The 21,407-nt window shown below is 71.2% G+C and carries 19 protein-coding genes and 1 pseudogene; 6 read left to right on the top strand and 14 right to left on the bottom strand.

The features are described from left to right. Positions 1–24 precede the first annotated feature (24 nt). Positions 25–492 carry a Fur family transcriptional regulator gene (locus LZ495_RS06530; RefSeq protein ID WP_235050998.1) on the bottom strand — a complete coding sequence of 156 codons (468 nt, stop codon included), beginning with the start codon at positions 490–492 and terminating at the stop codon, positions 25–27. Between the two features lie 75 nt (positions 493–567). Between LZ495_RS06530 and LZ495_RS44685 the strand changes: the two genes are divergently transcribed. Continuing rightward, positions 568–1,854, top strand: a complete 1,287-nt coding sequence (locus LZ495_RS44685) for an LCP family protein (protein ID WP_235050997.1) — start codon at positions 568–570, stop codon at positions 1,852–1,854. Positions 1,855–1,945: 91 nt separating this feature from the next. On the opposite strand, the gene LZ495_RS06520 is transcribed toward LZ495_RS44685, so the two are convergent. Further along, a complete protein-coding gene (locus LZ495_RS06520; protein WP_235050996.1) occupies positions 1,946–2,458 on the bottom strand; it encodes a heme-binding beta-barrel domain-containing protein in 513 nt (170 codons plus the stop codon). 312 nt (positions 2,459–2,770) lie between these two features. On the opposite strand from LZ495_RS06520, the gene LZ495_RS06515 reads away from it, so the two are divergent. Further along, a complete protein-coding gene (locus tag LZ495_RS06515; RefSeq protein ID WP_235050995.1) occupies positions 2,771–3,133 on the top strand; it encodes a DsrE family protein in 363 nt (120 codons plus the stop codon). A gap of 78 nt (positions 3,134–3,211) precedes the next feature. Here the strand turns inward: LZ495_RS06515 and LZ495_RS45225 are convergent. Beyond that, a pseudogene (locus LZ495_RS45225) lies at positions 3,212–3,508 on the bottom strand (DUF3099 domain-containing protein); the annotation flags it as partial. Positions 3,509–3,936: 428 nt separating this feature from the next. Between LZ495_RS45225 and LZ495_RS06505 the strand changes: the two are divergent. After that, the gene (locus LZ495_RS06505; protein ID WP_235050994.1) at positions 3,937–7,122 is read left to right on the top strand and encodes an arylsulfotransferase family protein; all 3,186 of its coding nucleotides are present in this window, start codon (positions 3,937–3,939) and stop codon (positions 7,120–7,122) included. A 100-nt stretch (positions 7,123–7,222) separates the two neighbouring features. Here LZ495_RS06505 and LZ495_RS06500 read toward each other — a convergent pair whose 3' ends face one another. The 9 genes from LZ495_RS06500 to LZ495_RS06465 all read right to left on the bottom strand — a co-directional run bounded on the left by LZ495_RS06500 (position 7,223) and on the right by LZ495_RS06465 (position 14,171). Continuing rightward, positions 7,223–7,546 carry a DMT family transporter gene (locus LZ495_RS06500; protein ID WP_235050993.1) on the bottom strand — a complete coding sequence of 108 codons (324 nt, stop codon included), beginning with the start codon at positions 7,544–7,546 and terminating at the stop codon, positions 7,223–7,225. Positions 7,547–8,007: 461 nt separating this feature from the next. Further along, the gene (locus LZ495_RS06495; protein ID WP_235050992.1) at positions 8,008–8,298 is read right to left on the bottom strand and encodes a DUF1416 domain-containing protein; all 291 of its coding nucleotides are present in this window, start codon (positions 8,296–8,298) and stop codon (positions 8,008–8,010) included. Between the two features lie 34 nt (positions 8,299–8,332). Beyond that, a complete protein-coding gene (locus LZ495_RS06490) occupies positions 8,333–9,172 on the bottom strand; it encodes a sulfurtransferase (protein ID WP_235050991.1) in 840 nt (279 codons plus the stop codon). A 279-nt stretch (positions 9,173–9,451) separates the two neighbouring features. Then, positions 9,452–9,532, bottom strand: a complete 81-nt coding sequence (locus LZ495_RS45220) for a putative leader peptide (RefSeq protein WP_358352153.1) — start codon at positions 9,530–9,532, stop codon at positions 9,452–9,454. 91 nt (positions 9,533–9,623) lie between these two features. Next, complete coding sequence (locus tag LZ495_RS06485) at positions 9,624–10,487, bottom strand: anti-sigma factor family protein (protein ID WP_235050990.1); 864 nt, start codon at positions 10,485–10,487, stop codon at positions 9,624–9,626. 155 nt (positions 10,488–10,642) lie between these two features. Continuing rightward, positions 10,643–11,203 carry a sigma-70 family RNA polymerase sigma factor gene (locus LZ495_RS06480; protein WP_235051092.1) on the bottom strand — a complete coding sequence of 187 codons (561 nt, stop codon included), beginning with the start codon at positions 11,201–11,203 and terminating at the stop codon, positions 10,643–10,645. Between the two features lie 294 nt (positions 11,204–11,497). Beyond that, positions 11,498–13,018 (bottom strand): hypothetical protein, encoded by a 1,521-nt coding sequence (locus LZ495_RS06475; protein WP_235050989.1) that lies wholly within the window; start codon positions 13,016–13,018, stop codon positions 11,498–11,500. Next, a complete protein-coding gene (locus tag LZ495_RS06470) occupies positions 13,015–13,275 on the bottom strand; it encodes a MoaD/ThiS family protein (RefSeq protein WP_235051091.1) in 261 nt (86 codons plus the stop codon). The genes LZ495_RS06475 and LZ495_RS06470 overlap by 4 nt, the downstream gene beginning before the upstream one ends. A gap of 83 nt (positions 13,276–13,358) precedes the next feature. Further along, complete coding sequence (locus LZ495_RS06465) at positions 13,359–14,171, bottom strand: alpha/beta hydrolase (RefSeq protein WP_372498528.1); 813 nt, start codon at positions 14,169–14,171, stop codon at positions 13,359–13,361. 273 nt (positions 14,172–14,444) lie between these two features. On the opposite strand from LZ495_RS06465, the gene LZ495_RS06460 reads away from it, so the two are divergent. Continuing rightward, the gene (locus tag LZ495_RS06460; RefSeq protein ID WP_235050988.1) at positions 14,445–15,188 is read left to right on the top strand and encodes a response regulator transcription factor; all 744 of its coding nucleotides are present in this window, start codon (positions 14,445–14,447) and stop codon (positions 15,186–15,188) included. A 101-nt stretch (positions 15,189–15,289) separates the two neighbouring features. Beyond that, positions 15,290–16,306, top strand: a complete 1,017-nt coding sequence (locus LZ495_RS06455; RefSeq protein WP_235050987.1) for a LacI family DNA-binding transcriptional regulator — start codon at positions 15,290–15,292, stop codon at positions 16,304–16,306. Positions 16,307–17,835: 1,529 nt separating this feature from the next. Here the strand turns inward: LZ495_RS06455 and LZ495_RS44680 are convergent. Then, positions 17,836–19,899 (bottom strand): outer membrane protein assembly factor BamB family protein, encoded by a 2,064-nt coding sequence (locus LZ495_RS44680; protein WP_235050986.1) that lies wholly within the window; start codon positions 19,897–19,899, stop codon positions 17,836–17,838. Further along, positions 19,896–20,087, bottom strand: a complete 192-nt coding sequence (locus LZ495_RS06445) for a hypothetical protein (protein WP_235050985.1) — start codon at positions 20,085–20,087, stop codon at positions 19,896–19,898. Before LZ495_RS06445 ends, LZ495_RS44680 begins: the two co-directional genes overlap by 4 nt. A gap of 307 nt (positions 20,088–20,394) precedes the next feature. Between LZ495_RS06445 and mshD the strand changes: the two genes are divergently transcribed. Then, entirely contained in the window at positions 20,395–21,342 is a 948-nt protein-coding gene (mshD, locus tag LZ495_RS06440) for a mycothiol synthase (RefSeq protein WP_235050984.1), read from the top strand. The last annotated feature ends 65 nt before the right edge of the window (positions 21,343–21,407 follow it).

The following is a 21,407-nucleotide window of genomic DNA, read 5'->3' as shown; positions in this document are numbered from 1 at the left end:
GCGGACGGCCTGTGGACAACGCGGTCAGGCCTGGTCGGGGGACCCGGCGCCGGCTGCCTCGGCACGGCGTTCCGCCTGCCGGCGGGTGCAGTCGCCGCAGCGGCCGAAAATGGCGAAATGCTGCAGGTCGACGTCGAATCCGAAGCGCGCCGCGACGGTGTCCGCGAGCGGCGTGGCCAGCCCCGGCTCGACCTCGGTCACCGACTCGCAGTCGCGGCAGACCAGATGCAGGTGGTCGCTGCGGCCTGCCGGGTGGTAGGTCGGGGCACCGTGTCCCAGGTGCGTGTGTTTCACCAGTTCGAGCTGCTCCAGCAGCTCAAGGGTGCGGTACACGGTCGAGATGTTGATCCCGCCGGCCGTCTTGTGGACCTCGGTCAGGATTTCGTCGGGCGTCGCGTGGCCGAGCTTGGTCACCGCTTCCAGCACGAGCTGGCGCTGCGGCGTCAGCCGGTACCCCTTGTCCCGCAGCTCGCGCTTCCAGTCCGTGGTCACCGTTGAATTCTAGGCGTCCCGAAAGCTTGCCGGATTCGCACGTGTGAGCGGCCGCGGCGGGACAGAATGCCCCTCGTGGACGACGACGAGTCCCGGGTGGGGGCCACATCGGACGGCGCCGCAGGCAGACGCGAGTACGGCGGGGATGACCCGTACCGCGCGGCCGGCGGCGAGAGCAGCGACGCGCACGACGGCATAGGCCTGCGCATCCTCGACGACGGCAGGGATACCGACGACGGCGACGGCTTTGCCGACGGTGACCCGGACGGCCAGGACGGGCAAGAGGGCCAGGACGGCGACTCCGGCGACGAGGGCGCGCCCCCGCCCGGCCACCGCAAGAAGCGCCGCCGCCGGCGGGTGCGGACCGTGCTCATCACGACCGTGGTGATGATGCTGTCGCTCGTGCTGCTCGCCGCCGTGGGCGTGTGGTGGTTCATCGACCACTACGCCGGCAAGGTCGACCGCATCGAGAACGCCTTCCCGAACATCCCGGCCGCCGAGCAGCCGCCCCGCGGCAAAGGCCTCAACTTCCTGCTGGTCGGCCTCGACTCGCGCAACGACATGCCGACCACCGGACGCAACGCCAAGGGCCCGCTGTGGCAGGAGGGCATGCAGCGCAGCGACGCCACGATGCTGCTGCACCTGTCCGCGGACCGGCGCTCCGCGTACATCGTGTCGGTGCCGCGCGACACCTGGGTGGCCATCCCGGGCCGCGGCGAGGCCAAGGTCAACGCGGCGTTCTCGTGGGGCGGTCCGCCGCTGCTCATCGACACCGTGCAGCGGCTGACCGACATCCGGGTCGACCACTTCGCGGCGATCGACTGGGAGGGCTTCAAGCGCCTCACGGACGCGCTGGGGGGCGTGGACGTCGAGGTCTCCGAGGACGTCCCGGCAGGCGAGGACAACCGCGCCTGGACGGCCGGACGGCACCACATGGACGGCGCCGAGGCGCTGTCGTACGTCCGCGAGCGCAAGGGCCTCCCCCGCGGCGACCTCGACCGCGTCGAGCGGCAGCAGAACTTCATGCGCGCGGTCTTCGAGGAGCTGCTGTCCGGCGGCAAACTCTCCGACCCGCTCGGCCTGCCCGGTCTGCTCGACGCGATCACCGACGCGATCAGCGTCGACGACCGGATGTCCAACAGCGACCTGCGCGACCTGGTGTGGGGCATGCGCAAACTGCGCGGCGACGACGTCCGGTTCATGACCGCGCCGATCTCGGAGCTGAAGACCATCAACGGGCAGGACGCAGCGGTCCTGGCCCCGGAGAAGTCGAAGTTCATGTGGGACAACATGCGCGCCGACACGATGGACATCTACCTGCGCCGGTACCCGCACGAGGAGACCCCCGACTACGTGCGCTGAGCCTGACGAACGGCACGACGAACGCGAGGGCCCGCCCGGGATGTTCCGGGCGGGCCCTCGCGTATGCGTGTGTACGTATGCGTCTGCGGTGCTACTCCGCGGCGATCTCGCGGTCCACGCGCTTGAGCTGCGCGGACATGTGGCTCTGCAGCGGGTGACCCATCGCGGCCATGTCGTACGCGTACATGAGTTCGCCCTTGACCAGGCCGTAGAGCCGGTGGCCTGCGGTGTACTCCTTGGCGTCGACCGTGCGGGCCACGACGTCGGTGCGCATCTCGATGCGGCCCTTGTCGGTCTCGCCGAGCCAGATCTCGACGATGCCGGTCGGGTGCGCGAGGGTCACCTCGACGCTGCCGTCCAGCTTCGACTTCCAGTAGCCCGTCTCGGTGGCCAGCGGGCGGACCCGGTTGCCGTCGTCGTCGAGCAGCCACGTGCGCGACGTGTAGGCCAGGAACGGCCTGCCGTCCTGCGTGAACGTCACCTGCTGGCCGAAGCGGAAGGCCTCGATCGTCGGGTAGTCGCCGACGCCGACGCCCTCCCAGATGCCGAGCAGGAAGGCGAGCGGGACGACGTCGGGGTGCATGTCGTCCGGGATTTCGATCATGTCATCCGGCCTGGTAAGTGAGCGGTTTCGGCCCTTGAGCCTACCGGCCGATCAGCTCAGTTCTGGCCCTTGTAGAGCTTCGCGACGGTCAGCGCCGAGAACCACGCGACCAGGACGCCGACGAAGACCAGCATCGCGATGAAGAAGACGTGCACCTTGGTGCTCCTCGTACGAGTGCCGCGCGGCAGGGCCGCGAGCGGGGCCAAATCCCGATCAGTGTAGGGCCGGGCCTGCCGCCGGAACCGGGCAGGGTGCCGTACGACACGGTGTCCCGGCACGGGCGCACCCGACCGGCGCACTAGCGTGGGCGGCATGAAGCGCTCACTCGTGGTGAAGGTGACGGCCGGCCTGGACGCTCCGGAACGCTGCTCGCAGGCGTTCACCGTGGCCGCCGTGGCGGTGGCCGGCGGGGTCGACGTGTCGCTGTGGCTCACCGGCGAATCGGCCTGGTTCGGGGTGCCGGGGCGCGCCGCCGAGTTCACCCTTCCGGAGGCCGCGCCGCTCAGCGACCTCCTCGACGCGATCCTGGCCGGCGGCAAGGTGACCGTCTGCACGCAGTGCGCGGCGCGGCGCGGCATCACGGGCGCGGACGTCATCGAGGGCGTGCGGATCGCGGGCGCGCAGGTATTTGTCCAAGAGGCGATGGCGGACGACGCGCAGGCGCTCGTCTACTGACCTTCGCCGCCGTCGGCCTTCCCGACCGAGGCCGGACGGCTTTCCGGCAGGCATTCGGCGGCGCATTCCGCGGGGCTATTCGTCGAACCACCGCTCCCCCGGATCGCGGCGATTGGCGACGATCGCCGCGACCGGCGGGATGACCATCGCCACGACGCTCATCGCGACGGCCGCCGGCACCGAGACAAAGCGGATCACCGCCCACGACAGCACGAACAACGTCAGGCACGTGCCCATGAGCGCGAAATAGAGCCGCTTCCGCCTGCGCACATTTCCACAGTACGCCGCAGCCCGGGATTGCCCCCGGCCGTCGCCATGCCGGCGGGCGCCGACCTGCCGCTCGCACCGCCGGGCACGCCGTCCACAGCAGTTCATTTGTCGACTCTTTGGCCTGCCGAATTTCCTTTTCAGGAAAGGAAAGTGACTCTCCGTCCGGTCCCGGCTCCGCTGGGAAATCCTGCTTGACGCGGCCAACCATCGCCCTGGTATATAGATTCCAACTACCGGGGGGAGTAGCGGAAACCTGTGACCAGGCGTCTGAGAAGGACCTCTGCCGCGGCCGTCCCGGCGGCTGATCTGTCGCCGTTTGGCGTCGTGAGAGTTTCCGGCGCGACTTCGGCGGTTTCAACTTCCCTCGTCCCCGCGGCTTTCGCGGCAGGCGCGCCGAGCGCTTCAGGCGCCCCTTCCTTAGCGTCTTAGCCTCTCGGCGTCTCAGGCCTCGGCCCGCGCCCGCTCGTCCAGAATCCGTCCGAAGGGCCTGTCTCCTGCCGGGCCTTCGGGAGTCCCCCGGAGAAGGAAACTTCTTGAGTAACACGACTAGGCGGGCCCTGACCTGGGCCTGCTCATCGGCCGTGCTGTCCACCTGCCTGACCTTCGGCCTGGCAAGCAGCGCCGCCGCCGCGCCCCCGATCGGGGCCGGAACCGGGACCACGGCATCGGCCTTCGTGCCCGGAGCGGGCCTGCCGGTCGCGCCGCAGACGATCACCCCGCCTCCGGCCTCCGGCTGGACCGGGCGGTACGGGTACAAGCTCACTCCGATCGCCACCCGCGTGGTCGACGGGGCGGCGCCCGGCCTGCTGTTCGGCGGCAACCCATCGGCCGACCCGGTCCAGAACGCCTCCTACATCTACGACAACGACGGTCGCATCGTCTACAGCAACCAGTCAGGCGAAAACCTGACCCGCATCAACTACCTGGGCCGGCCCGCCGTGGCCAACAACAACTGGTGGTCCTGGATCATCGAGGATGCCGACGGCAAGACGCTCAGGACCATCGCCATGCCCGACCTGGCCTCGGAGCAGCCGTCCATCCGCACCAATGCGGACGGCACGAAGGCACTGATCACGTTCCAGCGTCCGGCGAGTGTCGACCTGTCCGGGTCCGGCGGCCCGAGCAAGGCCACGGTGCTGGAGAGCGTGCTGCGCGAAGTCGACCTGGCCACCGGCGGCACCACATTCGAGTGGGCGTCCCTGAAGGACGGCGCTGCCCAAGTGCCGCTCACCGACAGCCTCGTCGGCATCACGCCGGGCCTCGACTACGTCGGCCTCAACGGGGCGTCGTACGCCCAGGACGGCAGCATCCTGGCCTCGGCCTCCGGCACCGGGTCCGTCTACAAGTTCGACCGGGCGACCGGCGGGTTCGCTTGGATCCTCGGCGGCAAGCGCAACCAGTTCGCCTTCACCGGGACCAGTGCGGAACCGTCGCGCCCGCTCGACGTGAGCGTGGACGGCTCCGGGCGCCTGTCGTTCCTGGACGACAGCGCCGCCAAGTCCGCACGCTCGGTCGCGTACACCCTCGACGAGGACGCGAAGACGGCTGCCCTTTCGTGGAGTTGGACGCCTGAAGACCCCGTCTCGGACGTCAAATCCGGTGGCAACCAGGTGCTGCCCAACGGGAACCGGCTGATCACGTTCGGCGCCAAGGGCGCCGTCGCCGAGGTCACACCGAACGGCACTGTCGTCTTCGAGAGCCAACTCCCCGCAGGTGTCCCGACCCAGCGCGTCCAGCGCGAATCCTGGACCACCGGCCGCCCGGAATTCCGGGTGCACGACGTCTCCATGACCACCGGCAAGTTGGACGCCGTGGCAATCTGGAACGGCGCCTCCGGCGTCGCGTCGTGGCAGCTCTCGACTGGGCCGGACAAGGACCACCTGACGCCCGTGGGCACGCTCCCGTACCAGGGCGTCGTGTCGGAGATCAAAGCCACCTTGGACCGGACGACGGCGGGCTACGTGCTGACGGCGCTCGACAGCGAGGGCAAGCCCCTGCCGTCCGGGACTTCCCAGATCACGTACATCGACGAAATCGCCAAATTGGTGGCCGAGCTCCCCGACCCGAGCGTGATGGGGACACCGACGACATTCGCCAAGCCGGTGGGTGCTCCGCAAGCCGGCGCCACCATGCGGGATTTCACGCAGGGTTTGGGATACATCCAGCGCAGCTATTGGTCGAGCACAACCGCGCTGATCTACGGTCCACTCGCCGACGCGTACAAGGCTCAAGGAGGACCGACCGGACCTCTCGGTGCTCCCATCGGTCCCATGGCGGTGTACTCCGACGGCGGCTCGGCAGTTCCACTGGCCGGCGAGACCGTGCTGGTGTACAGCCCCGGCAAGGGCACGCGCGTACTGAAGGGCGGCTTCGCTCTCGCGTGGCGGGGGCAGAAGGATCCGCTGGCGACGCTGGGCTACCCGGTCGGCGACGCGGTGCGCGACCCGTCGGGGACCGGCTGCGTGCAGGACTTCGCCTTGGCCAAGCTCTACGCGGCGTCTTGTGACACTGGTGCCGCGGCAGCAGTTCCTCCTGCGGTCGCAGCCCGTTGGGAACCGCTCAAGTCGCTGCTCGGCTACCCGGTGACCGGGGCCTACGACGACAACGGGACCACCGTCCAGCGGTTCGAACGCGGCGCCATCACGGTCGCCTCGAACGGTACGACGCGTCTTGTCTTCGGAGCCATCTACCAGGAGTGGCTGGCGAACACCTACCTCGGCCTGCCCACGACCGACGAACTGGCGGTCGGCGACGGCATCGGGCGGGTCTCGCACTTCGCACGCGGCTCGATCTACTGGAGCCCGCAGTCCGGCGCGCATGCCCTGCAGAACGGCGGCATCCACACCAAGTGGCTCCAACTCGGCGGGCCGACCGGCTTCCTCGGCTACCCCACCGACTCCGAGCACGACTTCAAGGAAATCGCCGGGACCGGGGCCCGCACCACCACATTCCAGCGCGGAATCGTCGTCTGGACGGCAGCGACCGGCCCGCACGAGATGCACGGCGGTGTCCTGCAGACCTGGCGCGACAGCATCTACCGCTACACCGCCGGCTACCCGGGCGGGGCCTGGATCGGCTTCCCGTTGACCGACGAAACGGCGACCGGCAGCCGACGCGGCATCTACCAGGTGTTCCAGCGCGGCGCGGTCTTCTGGAGCCCGAACAGCGGAGCAGCCATCATCCGCGGCGGCATGGCCGAGAAGTGGGCCTCGCAGAACTGGGATTCGGGATGGCTCGGGTTCCCGACCACGAATGAGTGGCCGATGACCGACCGCCCCGGCGTCGTGGTGCAGTACTTCGAGCGCGGGCGCATCTACTGGAGCGCCGACCGCGGCGCGCGCATGGTGCCCGATGCGCTCGACCCGACCCGGTGGATCTCGCTCAACCTGGGGCTGCCGATCCAGGACGTGCAGTACACCGCGGACGGCACCAGCCAGTACGTGATCGCCGAGCGCGGCGCTCTGTACGCGACCCACAAGGAGGTTGCGGACAACGGCTTCGCCGACATCGTCATGGGCGGCATCTGGGCGAAGTACCAGTCGATCGGCGCCGACCGAAGCTGCCTCGGCCTTCCGTGGGCCACCGAGCACAACGCCTGGAACCAGTACGGCACCCCGGACGGCAGCATGCTCCAGAGCTTCGCCAACGGCACCATCGTGTGGAACTCCGTCACCGGCGTCTCGACCGCACGGTGCGGCAAGAACGGCAAGCCCTTCTAAGCGACCGCACCGGCCCCCGGCCTGACCCCCGGCGGGTGGGCGGCCCCCCCCGGGGGGCCGCCCACACGGCGTTCCGGCCCGTCAGCCACCGACGCCCGCGTCAGTGGCTGATGCCGGACAGGTTCAGACCCACCACGCCCGCGAGGATCAGCGCGATCGACACGAGCTTGAGAACCGACGACGACTCGTCGTAGATCCAGATGCCCATGATCGCGGTGCCCGCGGCGCCGATGCCGGTCCACACCGCGTACGCCGGCCCCACGTCCAGGGTCTTCAGCGACAGCGTCAGCAGCCCGAAACTGCTGATGGCGCACAGCGCGAAGCCGATCGTGGGCCACAGCTTGGTGAACCCGTCACTGGCTTTCAGCAGCAGCGCGAAGCCGGTCTCCAGGACGCCTGCCACGATGACCAGCAGCCATGCCATCAGCGCCTCCTCCCCTCGCCAGTCCGGACGCTACCCCGGCAGGGCCGGTTGCAGGCCTCGGCACGCGCAGCACGCGCGGCGCCGGGAGCGCCGGCCCGCCGATCATGAATCGTTTCTGCTGATAATGGGTTGGTCACAACGGCGATCTTGCCCGACCCGGCGCCCGGCTACACGGACAAACAAGCAAGGGCGGTGGGGGGGGGGGGGGGGGGGGGGGGGGGGCGCGGCCGCCCCCCCCCCCCCCCCCCGGGGGGGGGGGCGGGGGGGGCCCCCGGCAACCCGCACAAACAAGCACGGGGGGTGCGCCTCCGCCCTTTCGGGGGAGGCGCACCGCCCTTGCCACGAGCAGTCCGGCGGGGTGGGGCACCGTGGGTGTACGTCCGGAGGAGACCCGTACCGCCGCCGTCATGCCGCCCTGCCGCGGCCGGCGCGCAGCGCCGGACCGCAAGAGACGGGGTACGTCAGACTGCGATCTCGACCTCGGCCACGCCGCCCTTTTCGGCGACGATGGCGCGGTCCACGGTCGCGCCCGGGACGAGCGCCCGGACGGTCCACGTGCCCGGGGCGGCGAAGAACCGGAACTGGCCGGTCGCAGAGGTGGGGACCTCCGCGGTGAAGTCGCCGCCCGCGTCCAGGAGGCGGACGTAGCCGCTGATCGGCTGCCCGCCCTTGGTCACGGAACCCTGGATGATCGTCTCGTTCGCCACGTCAACTCCTGCCAGATCCGGCCCGCCGGCCTTCGCGCCGCACATGTTCTTTCTCCCTTGCCTGATGCGCGCGAAGCGCTTACTTGCCGGAGCCGAGCTCGATCGGCACGCCGACGAGGGCGCCGTACTCGGTCCACGAACCGTCGTAGTTGCGGACGTTCGCCTGGCCGAGCAGCTCGTGCAGCACGAACCAGGTGTGCGCCGAACGCTCGCCGATACGGCAGTAGGCGATGGTGTCCTTGGACAGGTCCACGCCCTCGCCCTCGTAGAGGGCCTTGAGCTCGTCGTCGGACTTGAAGGTGCCGTCGTCGTTCGCGGCCTTCGACCACGGGATGTTCTTGGCGGTCGGCACGTGGCCGGCCTTCTGCGACTGCTCCTGCGGAAGGTGCGCGGGGGCGAGCAGCTTGCCGGAGAACTCGTCGGGCGAACGCACGTCGACCAGGTTGGTCGTGCCGATCGCGGCGAGGACGTCGTCGCGCCAGGCGCGGATCGAGGTGTCCTGCGGCTGCGCGACGTAGGTGGTCGCGGCGCGCTCCGGCACCTCGACGACCAGCTCGCGGGAGTCGAGCTCCCACTTCTTGCGGCCGCCGTCGAGCAGCTTCACGTCGCCGTGGCCGTACAGCTTGAAGTACCAGTAGGCGTACGACGCGAACCAGTTGTTGTTGCCGCCGTAGAGGACGACCGTGTCGTCGTTCGAGATGCCCTTGGCGGAGAGGAGCGCGCCGAAGGCCTCCTGGTCGACGAAGTCGCGCTTGACCGGGTCCTGAAGGTCCTTGCGCCAGTCGATGCGGACCGCGCCGCGGATGTGGTTCTTCTCGTAGGCGGCGGTGTCCTCGTCGACCTCGACCAGGACGACCTTCGGGTCGTCGAGGCGGGCCTCGACCCAGGCGGCGTCTACCAGGACGTCGGAACGGCTCATGGGGTGTCTACCTCCGGTGTGTGGGCACGCCGCACCGAGGCGGCAGAGCCACGGATTGGGCACTGCACAAGGCAAAAAGCTTCGGGAATGCGCTTCCGGCGACGCGCGTCGGCATCCGGCGGAGGGGTTCGGACGAGGTCCGGTCCCGGCTCGGGCGGATGACGGAAGGCTCCGGGTATGCGGCGCCGCGCGGCCCTCGGGGCGAGGTGCGCGTGCGCTGTGGTCACACAGTGGGATCGGTCGGGGGACCGCTCGCCGCCCTGTGTGCCCGGGTGCGCGTCAGCGCAGGCAACACAGGCAGGTAGCGGTGCGGCACAGGTCCACTGCGCGCCGCTTGGTGAGGTCTGCCTGTCGCTTCACGTTCTCGATCGTAGGGAGGTATGACCGGGGATGTCATGCCCGTGTCATATAGCGAGACGCAAATGCCCGAATGTTGAGATGTTGGCCGAGATCACGGAGATTTCGTCCCGCTTTGCCCCGGTGTGGCGGTCAGCAGGACGCGTCCGCTGCCCACCTGGCTGACCTCGACCTTGGTGATCTCGTCCGGCGGGATGCTCGTCCCGCCCGGCACCGACAGCGAGGTCTCGCCGTCGTAGCCGCCGTCCGGCACCACCCACGAGGACGCCGTCTCCTGGCGCCCCCGCGTGCCGTAGACGTCCAGCTGGCAGCGCGTGCCCGCGGGGACCCCGGACAGCCGCATCTCCACCGCCGTACCCCAGGACACCGGGCGGTACGCCAGCGTCATGCTGGTGTCGGTCTGCGGATCGGTCGCCTTGAGCGTGCGCTCGCCCGGGCGCGCGGTGGGCGATGCGGGCGCCGGGACGGCAGGGGCACTCGCGGTGGGCGGTCCGGTGGTCGGCAGCGCGGACCGGGCCGTACCGGTGTCGTCGCTGCCCAGGACCCAGCCGAGGGTGCCGAGCAGGACCGCGGACGCCGCCGCGGCGCCCAGCAGCACCACGCGCTGCCGCCGGGCCCGCCGTGCGCGCTCCGCGGCCTCCGCGAACAGCGCGGCGGGCGGGACCTCGGTACGCACCGCGCCGGCTTCCGCCTCGGCCGGGGTCAGCCGGGCCAAGAAGGCGGGCAGGACGGCGAGTTCCTCGTACTCGGCACGGCACTCCGGGCATACGGCGACGTGCGCGCGGATCCAGTGCGTCTCGGTCTCGTCGAGGGTTCCGAGCACGTACGCGCCCAGGTCGAGGCGCAGCGCGGCGCAGACCTGCTTCCCCGGGTCGTCGGGCTTCGCAGTCGGGCTGCCGGCCTGCCGGGGGTCGGGAAGTGCCGGGGCCGCGGGCGGCTCGGCGTCGGGGACTGCCAAGGCAGGGGCGGCAGTTGCCGGTGCGGCACCGGGCGGCGAAGCCGGCCGGGCAGGTGGGGCGGGCGGCTTCCGGGGCGGCGGCGGGAACGCCGGCGGCTCGGCCCCTGCGCCGCGCCTCCGCTGATCGTCGGGGCGTCCCGGCTCGTCGACATCCGTCACGGCACCAACCCCCGTTCTTCCAGTGCGACGCGCAGGGCGCGCAATGCGTAGTAGGTCCGCGACTTGACGGTCCCCTCCGGGATGCCGAGCACCTTCGCGGCCTCGGAGACCGAACGGCCCCGGTAGTACGTCTCCAGTAACACCGCCCGGTGCTCGGGGGTCAGCGCGCCGAGCGCCTCGGCGACCTCCCACGACAGCAGCGCACGGTCGAACTCGTCCTCGGCCCGCTCGTCGGCGACCGACAGCAGCGGTGCGTCCCCGGTCTCGGGCGGACGCGCGCGGCGGGCCCGGCCGTTGTCGATCACCAGATTGCGGGCGACCGTGCACAGCCACCCGCGTACCGGCCCGCGCGCCGGGTCGAGCGCCTCCGGGTGCCGCCAGGCGCGCAGGAGGGTCTCCTGCACGACGTCCTCGGCCCACGCGCGGTCCCCCGCGGTGAGCCGCAAGGTGTAACCGAGCAGCGGCCCGGCGTGTTCCAGGTAGAGCGCGCGGATCACGGCTTCGTCCGCGGTGGGCAAGGCTCCTGACGGTGCGTCGACCGAGCGGGCGGCCGGGATCCCCGGGGGCGGGAGCGCGCGCACGGACGGCGGCGTCTCGTCCCCTGGCTGCAGCTCGGGGGACGGCCCCACCGCCGGCAGCACTCCGGAGACGCCCGACTCGCCGGTCACATCCTCGGCACGCGCACCGGGGCGCTGCGGTTCATCCGGTCCCCCGGAACCGGCCCGGCGGCGTCTCCACGGCATGGCGGAATCCTCCCGCGATCTTCACGCGACCACCAGAGGGAATCCCCGTACGAGGGAAGCCGCCCAGGTTGTGTCCAGCGTGGGCGACTCCCCCGGTGTCCCCCGTGTCTACCCCATCGCCACGCGTCCCAGCAGGTATACCGCCGGAGCCGCCAGGACGAGCGGCAGTGCGACACCCGCCGACATGTGGACGAAACGGGACGGATGGTCGTACCCGGCCGCCCGCCGCCCCAACTGGCCCATCAGGCCTGCCCCGAGGCCCAGGAGCACGGACGCGGAGCCGAGATCGAACGCGGACGCACCGACGAGCCCGACGCCCGCTGCGAGCGCGAGGCCGAGCCCGTGGCCGGCCACCGCGGGCAGCGGCAGCGCGGTCGGCAGCACGGCCGCGGCCACCGCGGCGGCGCCGACGACCACCAGCGCACCGTCGCGCACCCCCGGGCCCTCGACGCGGGCGGCGATCACGAACAGCACGTCGAGCACGGTCAGCAGCGCCGCCGAACCGGTCACCGTGAGCGCGGGCATCAGCTCGGGCCGCCCGTCCCTGCGGGCGAGTTGCTGCAGCAGGACGATGCCGAGAGCGCCCGCCAGGATGCCGGGCAGTATCGCGAGCGCGTCGTCGCCCGCGAGCAGCACGGCCGCGTCGGCCGCGAAGCCGGCCAGGATCGCCACCGCGATGCCCTGCCGCGCGGGCCACATGCCGTGCAGCCGGAACCAGCCGGCCGCGGTCACGACCTGGAGGAACGCCACGCCGACGACGGCGGCCATGCTGCCCGCGAGCGCGGTGGCCGCGAGGACCGCGGCCAGGCCGGCGGTGAGCAACGCCGGTACCAGGCCCGGCGGATGCCAGATCGGGACGCGGCGCGAGAGGGGCTCGCGCTCGGAGGCGACCGCGGCTGCGGACGCGGCTTCGGCGGCCGGTTCCGGCTCGGCGCCGTCGTAGTCGCGCGGGTCGAACCGCTCGGCGTAGTCGGTGCCGTCGGTGTTGCCAGGGCCGTCGCCGTATTCGTCGCGGTAGCCGTCGGCGTAGTCGGTGGCGGCGTACTCGTCGTGCTCGTCGTAATCGGCGTACTCGTCGCCGAAGCGGCCCTGGTCGGGGACGTAGCCGGGCTCCGTCTCGACTGCGGTGCCCGTGCCGTAGGCCTGCGCCTCGGGGTACGTGCCGAGGCCTTGCTCCTGGCCGAAACTGCCGGGCGCGGGCGGGTACCCGTACTCCGCGGCGTCCCCGTAGCCCCCGAATTCGCCCGGCACCGCGGCGGGTGCGGGCGGGGCGTACTGGTCCGGCGCGGCATATCCGTAGGCGGAGGGCTGCAGTTGGTCGGCTGGGGCGGGCGGCGCATAGGCGTCCGCCGCATATTGGCCGGGCACGGCGTACTGCCCGTCGTAGTCCTGCGGGTGCTGCGGGGTGTACTGCGGGGCCTGGTCGTAGGGCGCGTAGGGCTGCGGGACGCCTTGCTGCGGCACACCCTGCTGCGGGTACGCGTCGTACCCGGCCGGTGCGTAGCCCTCGGCGGGGACGCCGGCGTAGTCCTCAGCGTACGGCTGCCATTGGCCGTACGCCGGGTCGCCCTGCGGCCCTTGTCCCGGCTGTCCCGGCTGCCCCTGCGGTCCCCGGGGCGTGCCGCTCATCCGCCGGCGAAGGGCGGCAGGACCTCCACGGTGCCGCCCTCGGTCAGCTGCACGGATGCGTGGTCGCGCTTGCCGACCGGGTTGCCGTCCACGACGAACGAGCTGTTCCCGACCACCGGCACGAAGCGCGCCGAGCCGGCATGCCGCTCCCGCGCCGCGTGCAGCGCGTCGGCGAGCGTCTCCGCGTCGTACGCCTCCTCGGCCGTGCCCGCGGCCTCCTTCGCCGCGGCCCAGTACCGCATCGTGCCGACCGCCATCACGCCCACTTCCGTTCGCCGGTTCTCGGACACCAGAGTGCCCCATCATCGCGCCCGCGCACGCCCGCTCCCCACCCCGCCGGCTAGCGCAATGCGCTGCGTGCGGCCCACTCGCCGATGCGTTTGACCAGTTCGGGGCCTACGGCGTTCTCCGCATGGCCGAGTCCGGCTTCGATCCACAATTCCTTCGGTTCGCGGGCCGCCGCGTACAGCTGTTCGGGGTGGTCGACCGGGAAGTAGGCGTCGCGGTCCCCGTGCACGATCAGCAGCGGCACCGGGGAGATACGCCCGACCAGGTCCTTCGGGGCCTGCGGGACCGGGTTCCAGCGCTTCCCCGAGACCCGGGTGCGCAGCACCACGCGCGTGACCGCGCGGCCGAGCCGGCGGTCGATCGCGTGATGCAGCCGGCGCATCGGCGGCGTACCCCGGTAGTACCAGCGCGCCGGGGCGCTCACCGCCACCACCGCCTGCACGCCCCCGTGCAGGGCGGCGTGGCGTACGACGACCGAGCCGCCCATCGAAAAGCCGACCGTCGCGATCCGCCGGTAGCCCAGCTCGCGCGCCCAGGCCACCGCCGCGTCCAGGTCGAGGACCTCGCGGTCGCCGACCGTGCTCTGCCCGCCCGACGCGCCGTGGCCGCGGAAGTCGAATCCGACCACGCCGCCGTACCCGTTCAGCGCAGCCATGACGGCCGCGACCTTGGGGCGGCGCCACGATCCGGTGAACCCGTGCGCCACCACGAAGGCCAGATCGCGTGCGGCGTCCGGATGGTGGACGGCACTGATCGGCACGCCGTCGGCGCTGATCAGCAGATTGTGACCGGAAGGGTGCGAATGCGTGGTCGACTGCGTCCGCGATACGGGACGATCGCCGTCTCCATCGGAAAGCCAGTGCATGTCGGCTATCCTGGCTCGCGAGTCCACTGGGGTGGAAACGGCCGGTAATTTCCGGCCGGGCTGGAAGGTGCCGACCTGATGTCTCCGGACCAGCTGTCACCGCGCCAGAAGACTCGACATAAGGATCCGGGCGACGACGCCCCGGGTCCTTTCGTGTTTTCGTGGAGGTGACATGCGGCGCAGTCCGGGACCCACGACGTCCTCGGTGCGCCCGCACGCCCGCCACCGAACAGGTGCGGACCCCATCGGCCGCGCCGGGCGAGGGGAGCCCAGTTGAGTGCCCTGCTGCTGCTCACGAACGCGCTCCAGCCGTCGGCCGAGGTGCTGCCCGCTCTCGGTCTGCTGCTGCACCAGGTACGCGTTGCCCCGGCGGAGGCGTCCGCCCTTGTGGACGCGCCGCCTGCCGACGTGATCCTGGTGGACGGCCGCCGCGACCTTCCACAGGTCCGCAGCCTGTGCCGGGTCCTGCGGACCACCGGGGTCGGCTGCCCGCTCATCCTGGTGACCACCGAAGGCGGCCTGGCGGCGCTGACCGCCGACTGGGGCGTGGACGACGTGCTGCTCGACACCGCGGGCCCCGCGGAGGTCGAGGCGCGGCTGCGGCTGGCCATCGGCCGCCTGCAGGCCGCCCAGGGCGCCGACGACGAGCCCACCGAGATCCGCAACGGCGACCTCACCATCGACGAGGCGACGTACAGCGCCAAGCTGCGCGGCCGGGTCCTGGACCTCACGTTCAAGGAATTCGAACTCCTCAAGTACCTCGCCCAGCACCCGGGGCGCGTCTTCACCCGGGCCCAGCTGCTGCAGGAGGTCTGGGGCTACGACTACTTCGGCGGCACCCGCACGGTCGACGTCCACGTCCGCCGGCTGCGCGCGAAACTCGGCCCCGAGCACGAGTCGCTGATCGGCACCGTCCGCAACGTCGGCTACCGCTTCGTGGTCCCGGACCGCGGCTCCGACGCGGACCGCGGAAACGTGGTTTCGGTGGCAGAGGCGGTCCCGGAACAGGCATCCTGAGAGCCCTTCCGGCCTGATTGGGGGCCGTTCCGGTCACGCAATTCGATGCGAGTGGGGACACTGCGGATATGAGCGACGGGCGGCGTCCCTACAATGGTGGCGTGCCCAAGGTGACCCGCGACGATGTTGCCCGCCTCGCCGGGACGTCGACAGCCGTGGTCAGCTACGTGGTCAACAACGGACCGCGGCCCGTGGCCCCGGCGACCCGCGAGCGCGTCCTCGCCGCAATAGAGCAGCTCGGATACCGGCCCGACAGTGTCGCGCAGGCCATGGCCAGCCGACGTACGAATCTGATCGGTCTGGTACTTCCGGATGCCCGCCAACCGTTCTTCGCCGAACTCGCGCACACCGTCGAGAAGGCCGCCTTCGACAAGGGCCGCCTGGTCCTGATCGGCAACTCCGACTACGACGACGACCGCGAGCTGCACTACGTACGGGCCTTCCTCGGCATGCAGGTCTCCGGCCTCGTGCTGGTCAGCCAGGGCCCCTCCGAGCGCGCCGCGCAGGAGATCGCCTCCCGCGACGTGCGCGTCGTCCTCATGCACCGCCAGCCCAACGCCCTCAGCGGCGACGCGGTGGTCCTCGACGACGTGCAGGGCGCGTACCTGGCCACCCGCCACCTCATCGAGGCGCACGGCCTGACCCGCATCCACTGCCTCGGCGGCCCGCCCTCCACGCCCGACCTCGGCGACCCGGTCACCGACCACGTCACCGGCTGGCGGCGCGCACTGGAGGAATCCGGCCTGCCCACCGACGGCCTCTTCATCGGCGCCCCGTTCAACCGCTTCGGCGCGTACGGCGTGGCCCGCGAGCTGCTGGCCACCGAGGACCGCCCGGACGCGCTCTTCTGCTCCACCGACGACCAGGCGATAGGCGTCCTGCGCGCCGCCCGCGAACTCGGCCTGCGGGTCCCCGACGACCTCGTCGTGGTCGGCTTCGACGACATCGCCGAGGCGGCCTTCGCGGACGTCCCGCTCACCACGGTGGCCGCGGACCGCGCGGCGATGGCCCAGGCGGCAGTCGACCTGGCCCTCGAGCGCGAGCCGGCCGCGCCGGGCGAGGAACGCGTCCGCAGCTTCCCGGCCCGCCTGGTCGTCCGCCGCAGCTGCGGCTGCTGAGCAGCCGGGATTCTGCCAACCGTTTGACCGAGCCCGACTGGTCCACACCACCCCACGGCGCCCGCACCGCAGCGCCGCGGGATTGCTACTCTCCCTCGTTGTTCCACTTGTTGGGTTTCACGGGGAGGGGCTTCATCCGATGGCGAACCCGCCTTACATGACGCAGGGCGGAGCGCACTCGCACGCCCAGCAAGGCCCGCCGGGCACGCCGTTCGGTCCGCAGCCACCCCGCAACGCGCGTGGCGAGACGCCGGTGGAGACCGAACGGCGGTGGCTGGGCAACATCGTCGCGGTCACGTTCCCGGTGGTCCTGGCCGGAAAGCTGCTGAAACCCAAGTACCTGACCGGGCGGCCGGACCGAGTGATGGAGACGGTCAACCGCATCCGAGCGTGGCTCGGCCTCATCCTGGTCTTCGGGATCTTCCTGGGCGTCTTCTACCGCGACAAGAAGTCCGGCAAGGGCCAGATTCCCAAGATCCCGAATCCGAACTCGACGCTGGGGCTGCCGCCTCCCGGCGGCGGTCCGGCGTCCGGCACCGTCGCCGACAACCTGGCCGCCGGGCCCATGCCCGCGATGCCGCAGGCCACGGGGCTCCCGTCGGGATTCCCCACGAAGCTGCCCTCCGGCTTCCCGACCAGCTTCCCGACGCTGCCGTCGGGTTTCCCGACCTCGATGCCCACCGGACGCCGCACGACGGACCCCGAGATCGACAAGCTCTACCAGGACCTCGACGACGTCACCCAGACCGCGAACGCGGTCTTCGACGGTGTCCGGGTCTTCCGGGAGATCACCGCGGCGGTCGTCCACCACATCGTGCTGGCGCCGATCCTGGCGGCACTGGGGCTTGTCGTCGTCGGCATACTGCTGACGGCGCTCGCGCACCCGAGCGTGCGCAGTGACACGGCGCGCCAACTGGCGCACCCTTTCCGGGTCGTGCTGGTCTTCTGCGGCACCATGGCCGTGGGCATCACGGCATACGTACTGGTGCGGAACGCAGCCGGCCTCAAGGGCAAGATCTATCTGCTCAACAAGGACGGCACACAGAAGGAACTCATCCTGTCGTGGGTGGCGGCCGTGTTGGTCGTCTGGTGCCTCCTCTTCGCCATCGGCGGCCTGTGGCAGATCACCAAGCACATGTTCGCGGCCGCCGACGGACACCCGCTGCTGCTGCCGCTGCTGACCATCTGGCTCGCCTGGACGCTGACGCTCAACGACATGACGCTGCACCTCGGCGACAACCTCCTCAACGGGCTCGCGTCCGGGTCGGACACGGTGCCGGAGAACGTCAAGAACGCCGTCGGGGTGCTGGGCGCCACGCTGATCTCCGTCCTGGCGCTGTGGGAGATCTCGCGCCTCCAGAAGTGGAACGGAGTCACCTTCCGCAGCGGCCCATTCGTACGCCGTCCCTCCCGGCGGGGCGGCCCCCGCCCCCGCGCGGCAGTACGAACCTGGCGATGGGCGCCACCGGAACCTCCGGTGGCGCCCTTCGGCGTTTTCTGGCTGCCGGAGAAACCCCCGACTCTGCCGGTCAGCGCATCGCGATCACCCGGTAGTAGGCCTGGCTCATGTCGATGGTCTGCCCAAGGAAATCCGCCGGCTTGGCATTGGGGTTGGTGTAGTAACCGACGCCCAAGGCCAGCACGCGCCCGTCCCGCTCGAACATCGTCGCCGACATCACGAAGTTGGCGGCATAGGTCGCCTTGCTCGGGAACTCCTTGAGGTTGGTGACCGTGCCGTCCGCGGCCGCTATCCGGACGAGATGCATGGGCCGCGAGCCGCCCTTCGCAAGCGCAAGCAGGTCGCCGTTCTCGTCCACGCGGAGCGGGTAGACCTTGCCTTGCGTCTTGATGCCGAAGTTCATGCCCGCGGCAATGGTCTTGGCCCACAGCTTCTGCCCGGTCGCCCGGTCGTACGCGGTGATCTGGTTCGCTGCGTCCGCACCGGTCTTCATGGACCCCGACATGTCGCTGCCCGGCAGGTACAGGATCTTGTCGGAGGACAGGGCGTTGACCGCCCCCGTCATGGCGTCGATGGTCCCCGCGGGGTTGACCACCGGGTGCCCGTCCGGCCGGAAGGCCTCCTGACCCTGCTCGTCGAGCACGACGTACACGGCGCCTTCGCGGTTTCCGATCGACGCGGCGGCCACTATGACCGGGTCCACGGACTTGACGGACACCTGCTGGAGCGCCGAGGTGGTCTTCATCGCGTACGTCCACTTGATCTGCCCGGTGGCCGGGTCGATCTCGCCCACGTTCGACCCGCCGCCGACACCGCACTGCCAGGTGGCGATCAGACGCTTGCCGCCCAGGAAATCACCGCCGGAGCAGTTCTTGGGCAGCTTCGACTCCCAGTCCCACAGGAGCTTTCCGTCAGCCACGCTGTACGCCTGCTGGGCGAACACCGCCACGTCGCCGGACACCATGATCCCGGAGCTGAGCCCCACCCCGGCGAGCGAAGGAGGCAGGTCGAGGTCGGATGCGCTCCCGGCGGCGTCGGTCGCCCAGACCTGCTTGCCGGTGGCGATGTCGACCGCCTCGAGCGACCTGCACGACGTCTTGTCACCGAAGGCGGCCAGCGCGTACTTGGCATCGCCCTGCGGCGAGACATCGCAGACGAGCTCGCCCTTCGCCGACTTGTACTCCCACTCGGTCTTGCCGGTGTCCAGGTTGTACGACACCAGGCGGCCGGCCTCGGCCACCACCACCGTGGTGTCGGTGAACCACGCCCCGATGCGGTCCAGCGGCGCCTTCTCCGGAGTCGTGGGCCCGTCCCGGCCCTCGAGGATCGACCATAGGACGTCGCCCTGTTCCTGGGCCTTGCCGAGACCGTGGCCGACCTTGCGATCTGCCTCGTGCACGACACCGATGCCCGCCAGCACCAGGACCACGGCCGCCGCCAGCGCGGAGGCCGACAGCAGCGAACGCCTCACCTGCGCCGGGCGAGGCGGCCGCGGCGGGCCCAGGTGCAGCTGCCCGGGTGTGCCCGGCGCAACCGTGTAGGCCATGCTCTGCCCGCTTGCGCCCGGTCCCGGGAACGGGCCGGTGTGGCCGGGCTGCGGCGGCGGTGTCCGTGGGTAGGAACCGGGGCCGGACTGCGGATTGGGCGGCGGACCGCCCTGAGCCGGTCCCGCAGGCGGCGGCATCTGCGTGTAAGGCGCAGGCGAGGGCGCGGGGGCCGCGTAGCCTCCGCCGCCCGACCACTGCGGCTGGCCCTGCTGGGGCGGAACGTACGGCGGCTCCGCGGGGGCCTGGTACGGCTGTTGGCCCGGCTGCTGGTAGGGCTGCTGCCCCGCAGGCGGCTGGTACTGCTGTGCTGCGGGCGGCTGGTACTGCTGCGCCGGCGGCTGGTACTGCTGCTGCGGGTTGGGCGGCGGGTACGCGGCATGGCCGCCCGGTGCCTGGTACTGCGGCTGCTGGGCAGGCTGCTGCTGCGGGAACTGCTGTCCCGCCGGGGGCTGCCACTGCCCCTGCTGCGGATTCGCCGGGGGCTGCCACGGCTGCCCGGCGGCGCCGCCCTGACCCTGCGGCGGCACCGGGGGCTGCTGTTCGGGCTCGTTGCCGTCCGGGACCTGGAAAGGCGGAGGATTCGTCACGAGCGGACACCTGCCGCATCCGTGGCCGGCGGGAAGTCCGCCCCGAGACCGCGCGGGCCCGGCAGTTCGCTGTCGGTGAGGCCGGTCTCCGTCCAGCCCGCTTCCTTCATCGTGTTGTCGTACAACATCACGGTGTAGACGATGCCGACCATCGAGGCGACCGACACCAGCAGCCCCACAAGGACCACCAGGAGCTTCCTCGGCCTGGCCGGTCCCCGGTAGGGGGGCGGCGGTGGCGCGGCACCCCATTGCTGCTGCTGGGGGATACCGCCGTGCGGGCCCGGCGGAGGCGCGTACGACATCGTCGAATCCTGTTCGTGGGGGGTATATCGCTGCTCAGTCTCGACACGCTATCGGGCCACCCTGGGCTCCCGCCCAAGTCGGGGGGACCAACTGCGAGTTAGCGCCCGATTGATGACGTTTCGCAGGGTTTGGCAGCGGATTTCGCCAGGACGGCTCACCGCCGGGCCCACAGGGGCGCCGTACGGTTGGGGCATGGTGCATGCGGATGTGGTGATCGAGGGGGCGGACCGCGCGGATGCGGCGGCGGTCGCGGCGGTGTTGGCGGCGGCCGGGGAGGCTGCGCGGGTGGACGGGGTGGCGCCGCTGTCCGAGCAGACGCTGCTGGAGCTGCGGCACGGGGCGCCCGGGGCACGCGAGTTGCTGGCGCGACGGGGCGACGGGGCCGTGGTGGGCTATGCGCACCTGGAAGTCTCGGATGCGGACGAGGGGCCGTCCGGCGAGTTGTTCGTGGCGCCCGGGGCGCGCGGGGCCGGGGTGGGGCGGCGGCTCGCGGCGGCGCTGGTCGGCGAGGCACGGGAGCGGGACGCGGACGGGCGGCTGCGGGTGTGGGCGCACGGCAAGCTGCCGGCCGCCGATCATCTGGCGGCCGAGGCCGGTTTCGCCGCGTTCCGGGAGCTCTGGCAGATGCGCCGGGACGTGGACCTGCCGGTGCCCGAGACGGCGCGGCCGGCCGGGGTGTCGGTGCGCACGTTCGTCCCCGGGCGGGACGACGAGGCGTGGCTGGCGGTCAACGCGAAGGCGTTCGCGCACCATCCGGAGCAGGGCTCCTGGACGCAGGACGACCTGAGCCGCCGGATCGCCGAGCCGTGGTTCGACCCGGCCGGGTTCTTCCTGGCCGAGGACGAGAGCGGGCGGCTGATCGGCTTCCACTGGACCAAGGTGCACGCGGCGGCCGGCGGCGAGGGCCCGCTCGGCGAGGTCTACGTGGTGGGTGTGGATCCGAGCGCGCAGGGCAGCGGCTTGGGGAAGCTGCTGACCGCGGTCGGTCTCACTCATTTGGCGCAGACCGAAGCGGGCGGCGGACCGCTGGCCGAGGTGCTGCTCTATGTGGACGCCGACAACGAGGCCGCAGTGAGCGTCTACACCCGTTTGGGCTTCCGTGTGCATACGGTGGACGTGATGTACCGGCTGGAAGGCTGAACTTTCGGGAGGAAAGAGGCGGCGCTCCGGTTTCCGGGGCGTCGTTTCGTATTTACCGTGGAGTC

This window comes from Yinghuangia soli, from assembly GCF_021502675.1.
Classification (GTDB): domain Bacteria; phylum Actinomycetota; class Actinomycetes; order Streptomycetales; family Streptomycetaceae; genus Yinghuangia; species Yinghuangia soli.
Note: the sequence above shows the minus strand (reverse complement) of the source record. Positions and strands in the feature narration are given on the sequence as shown.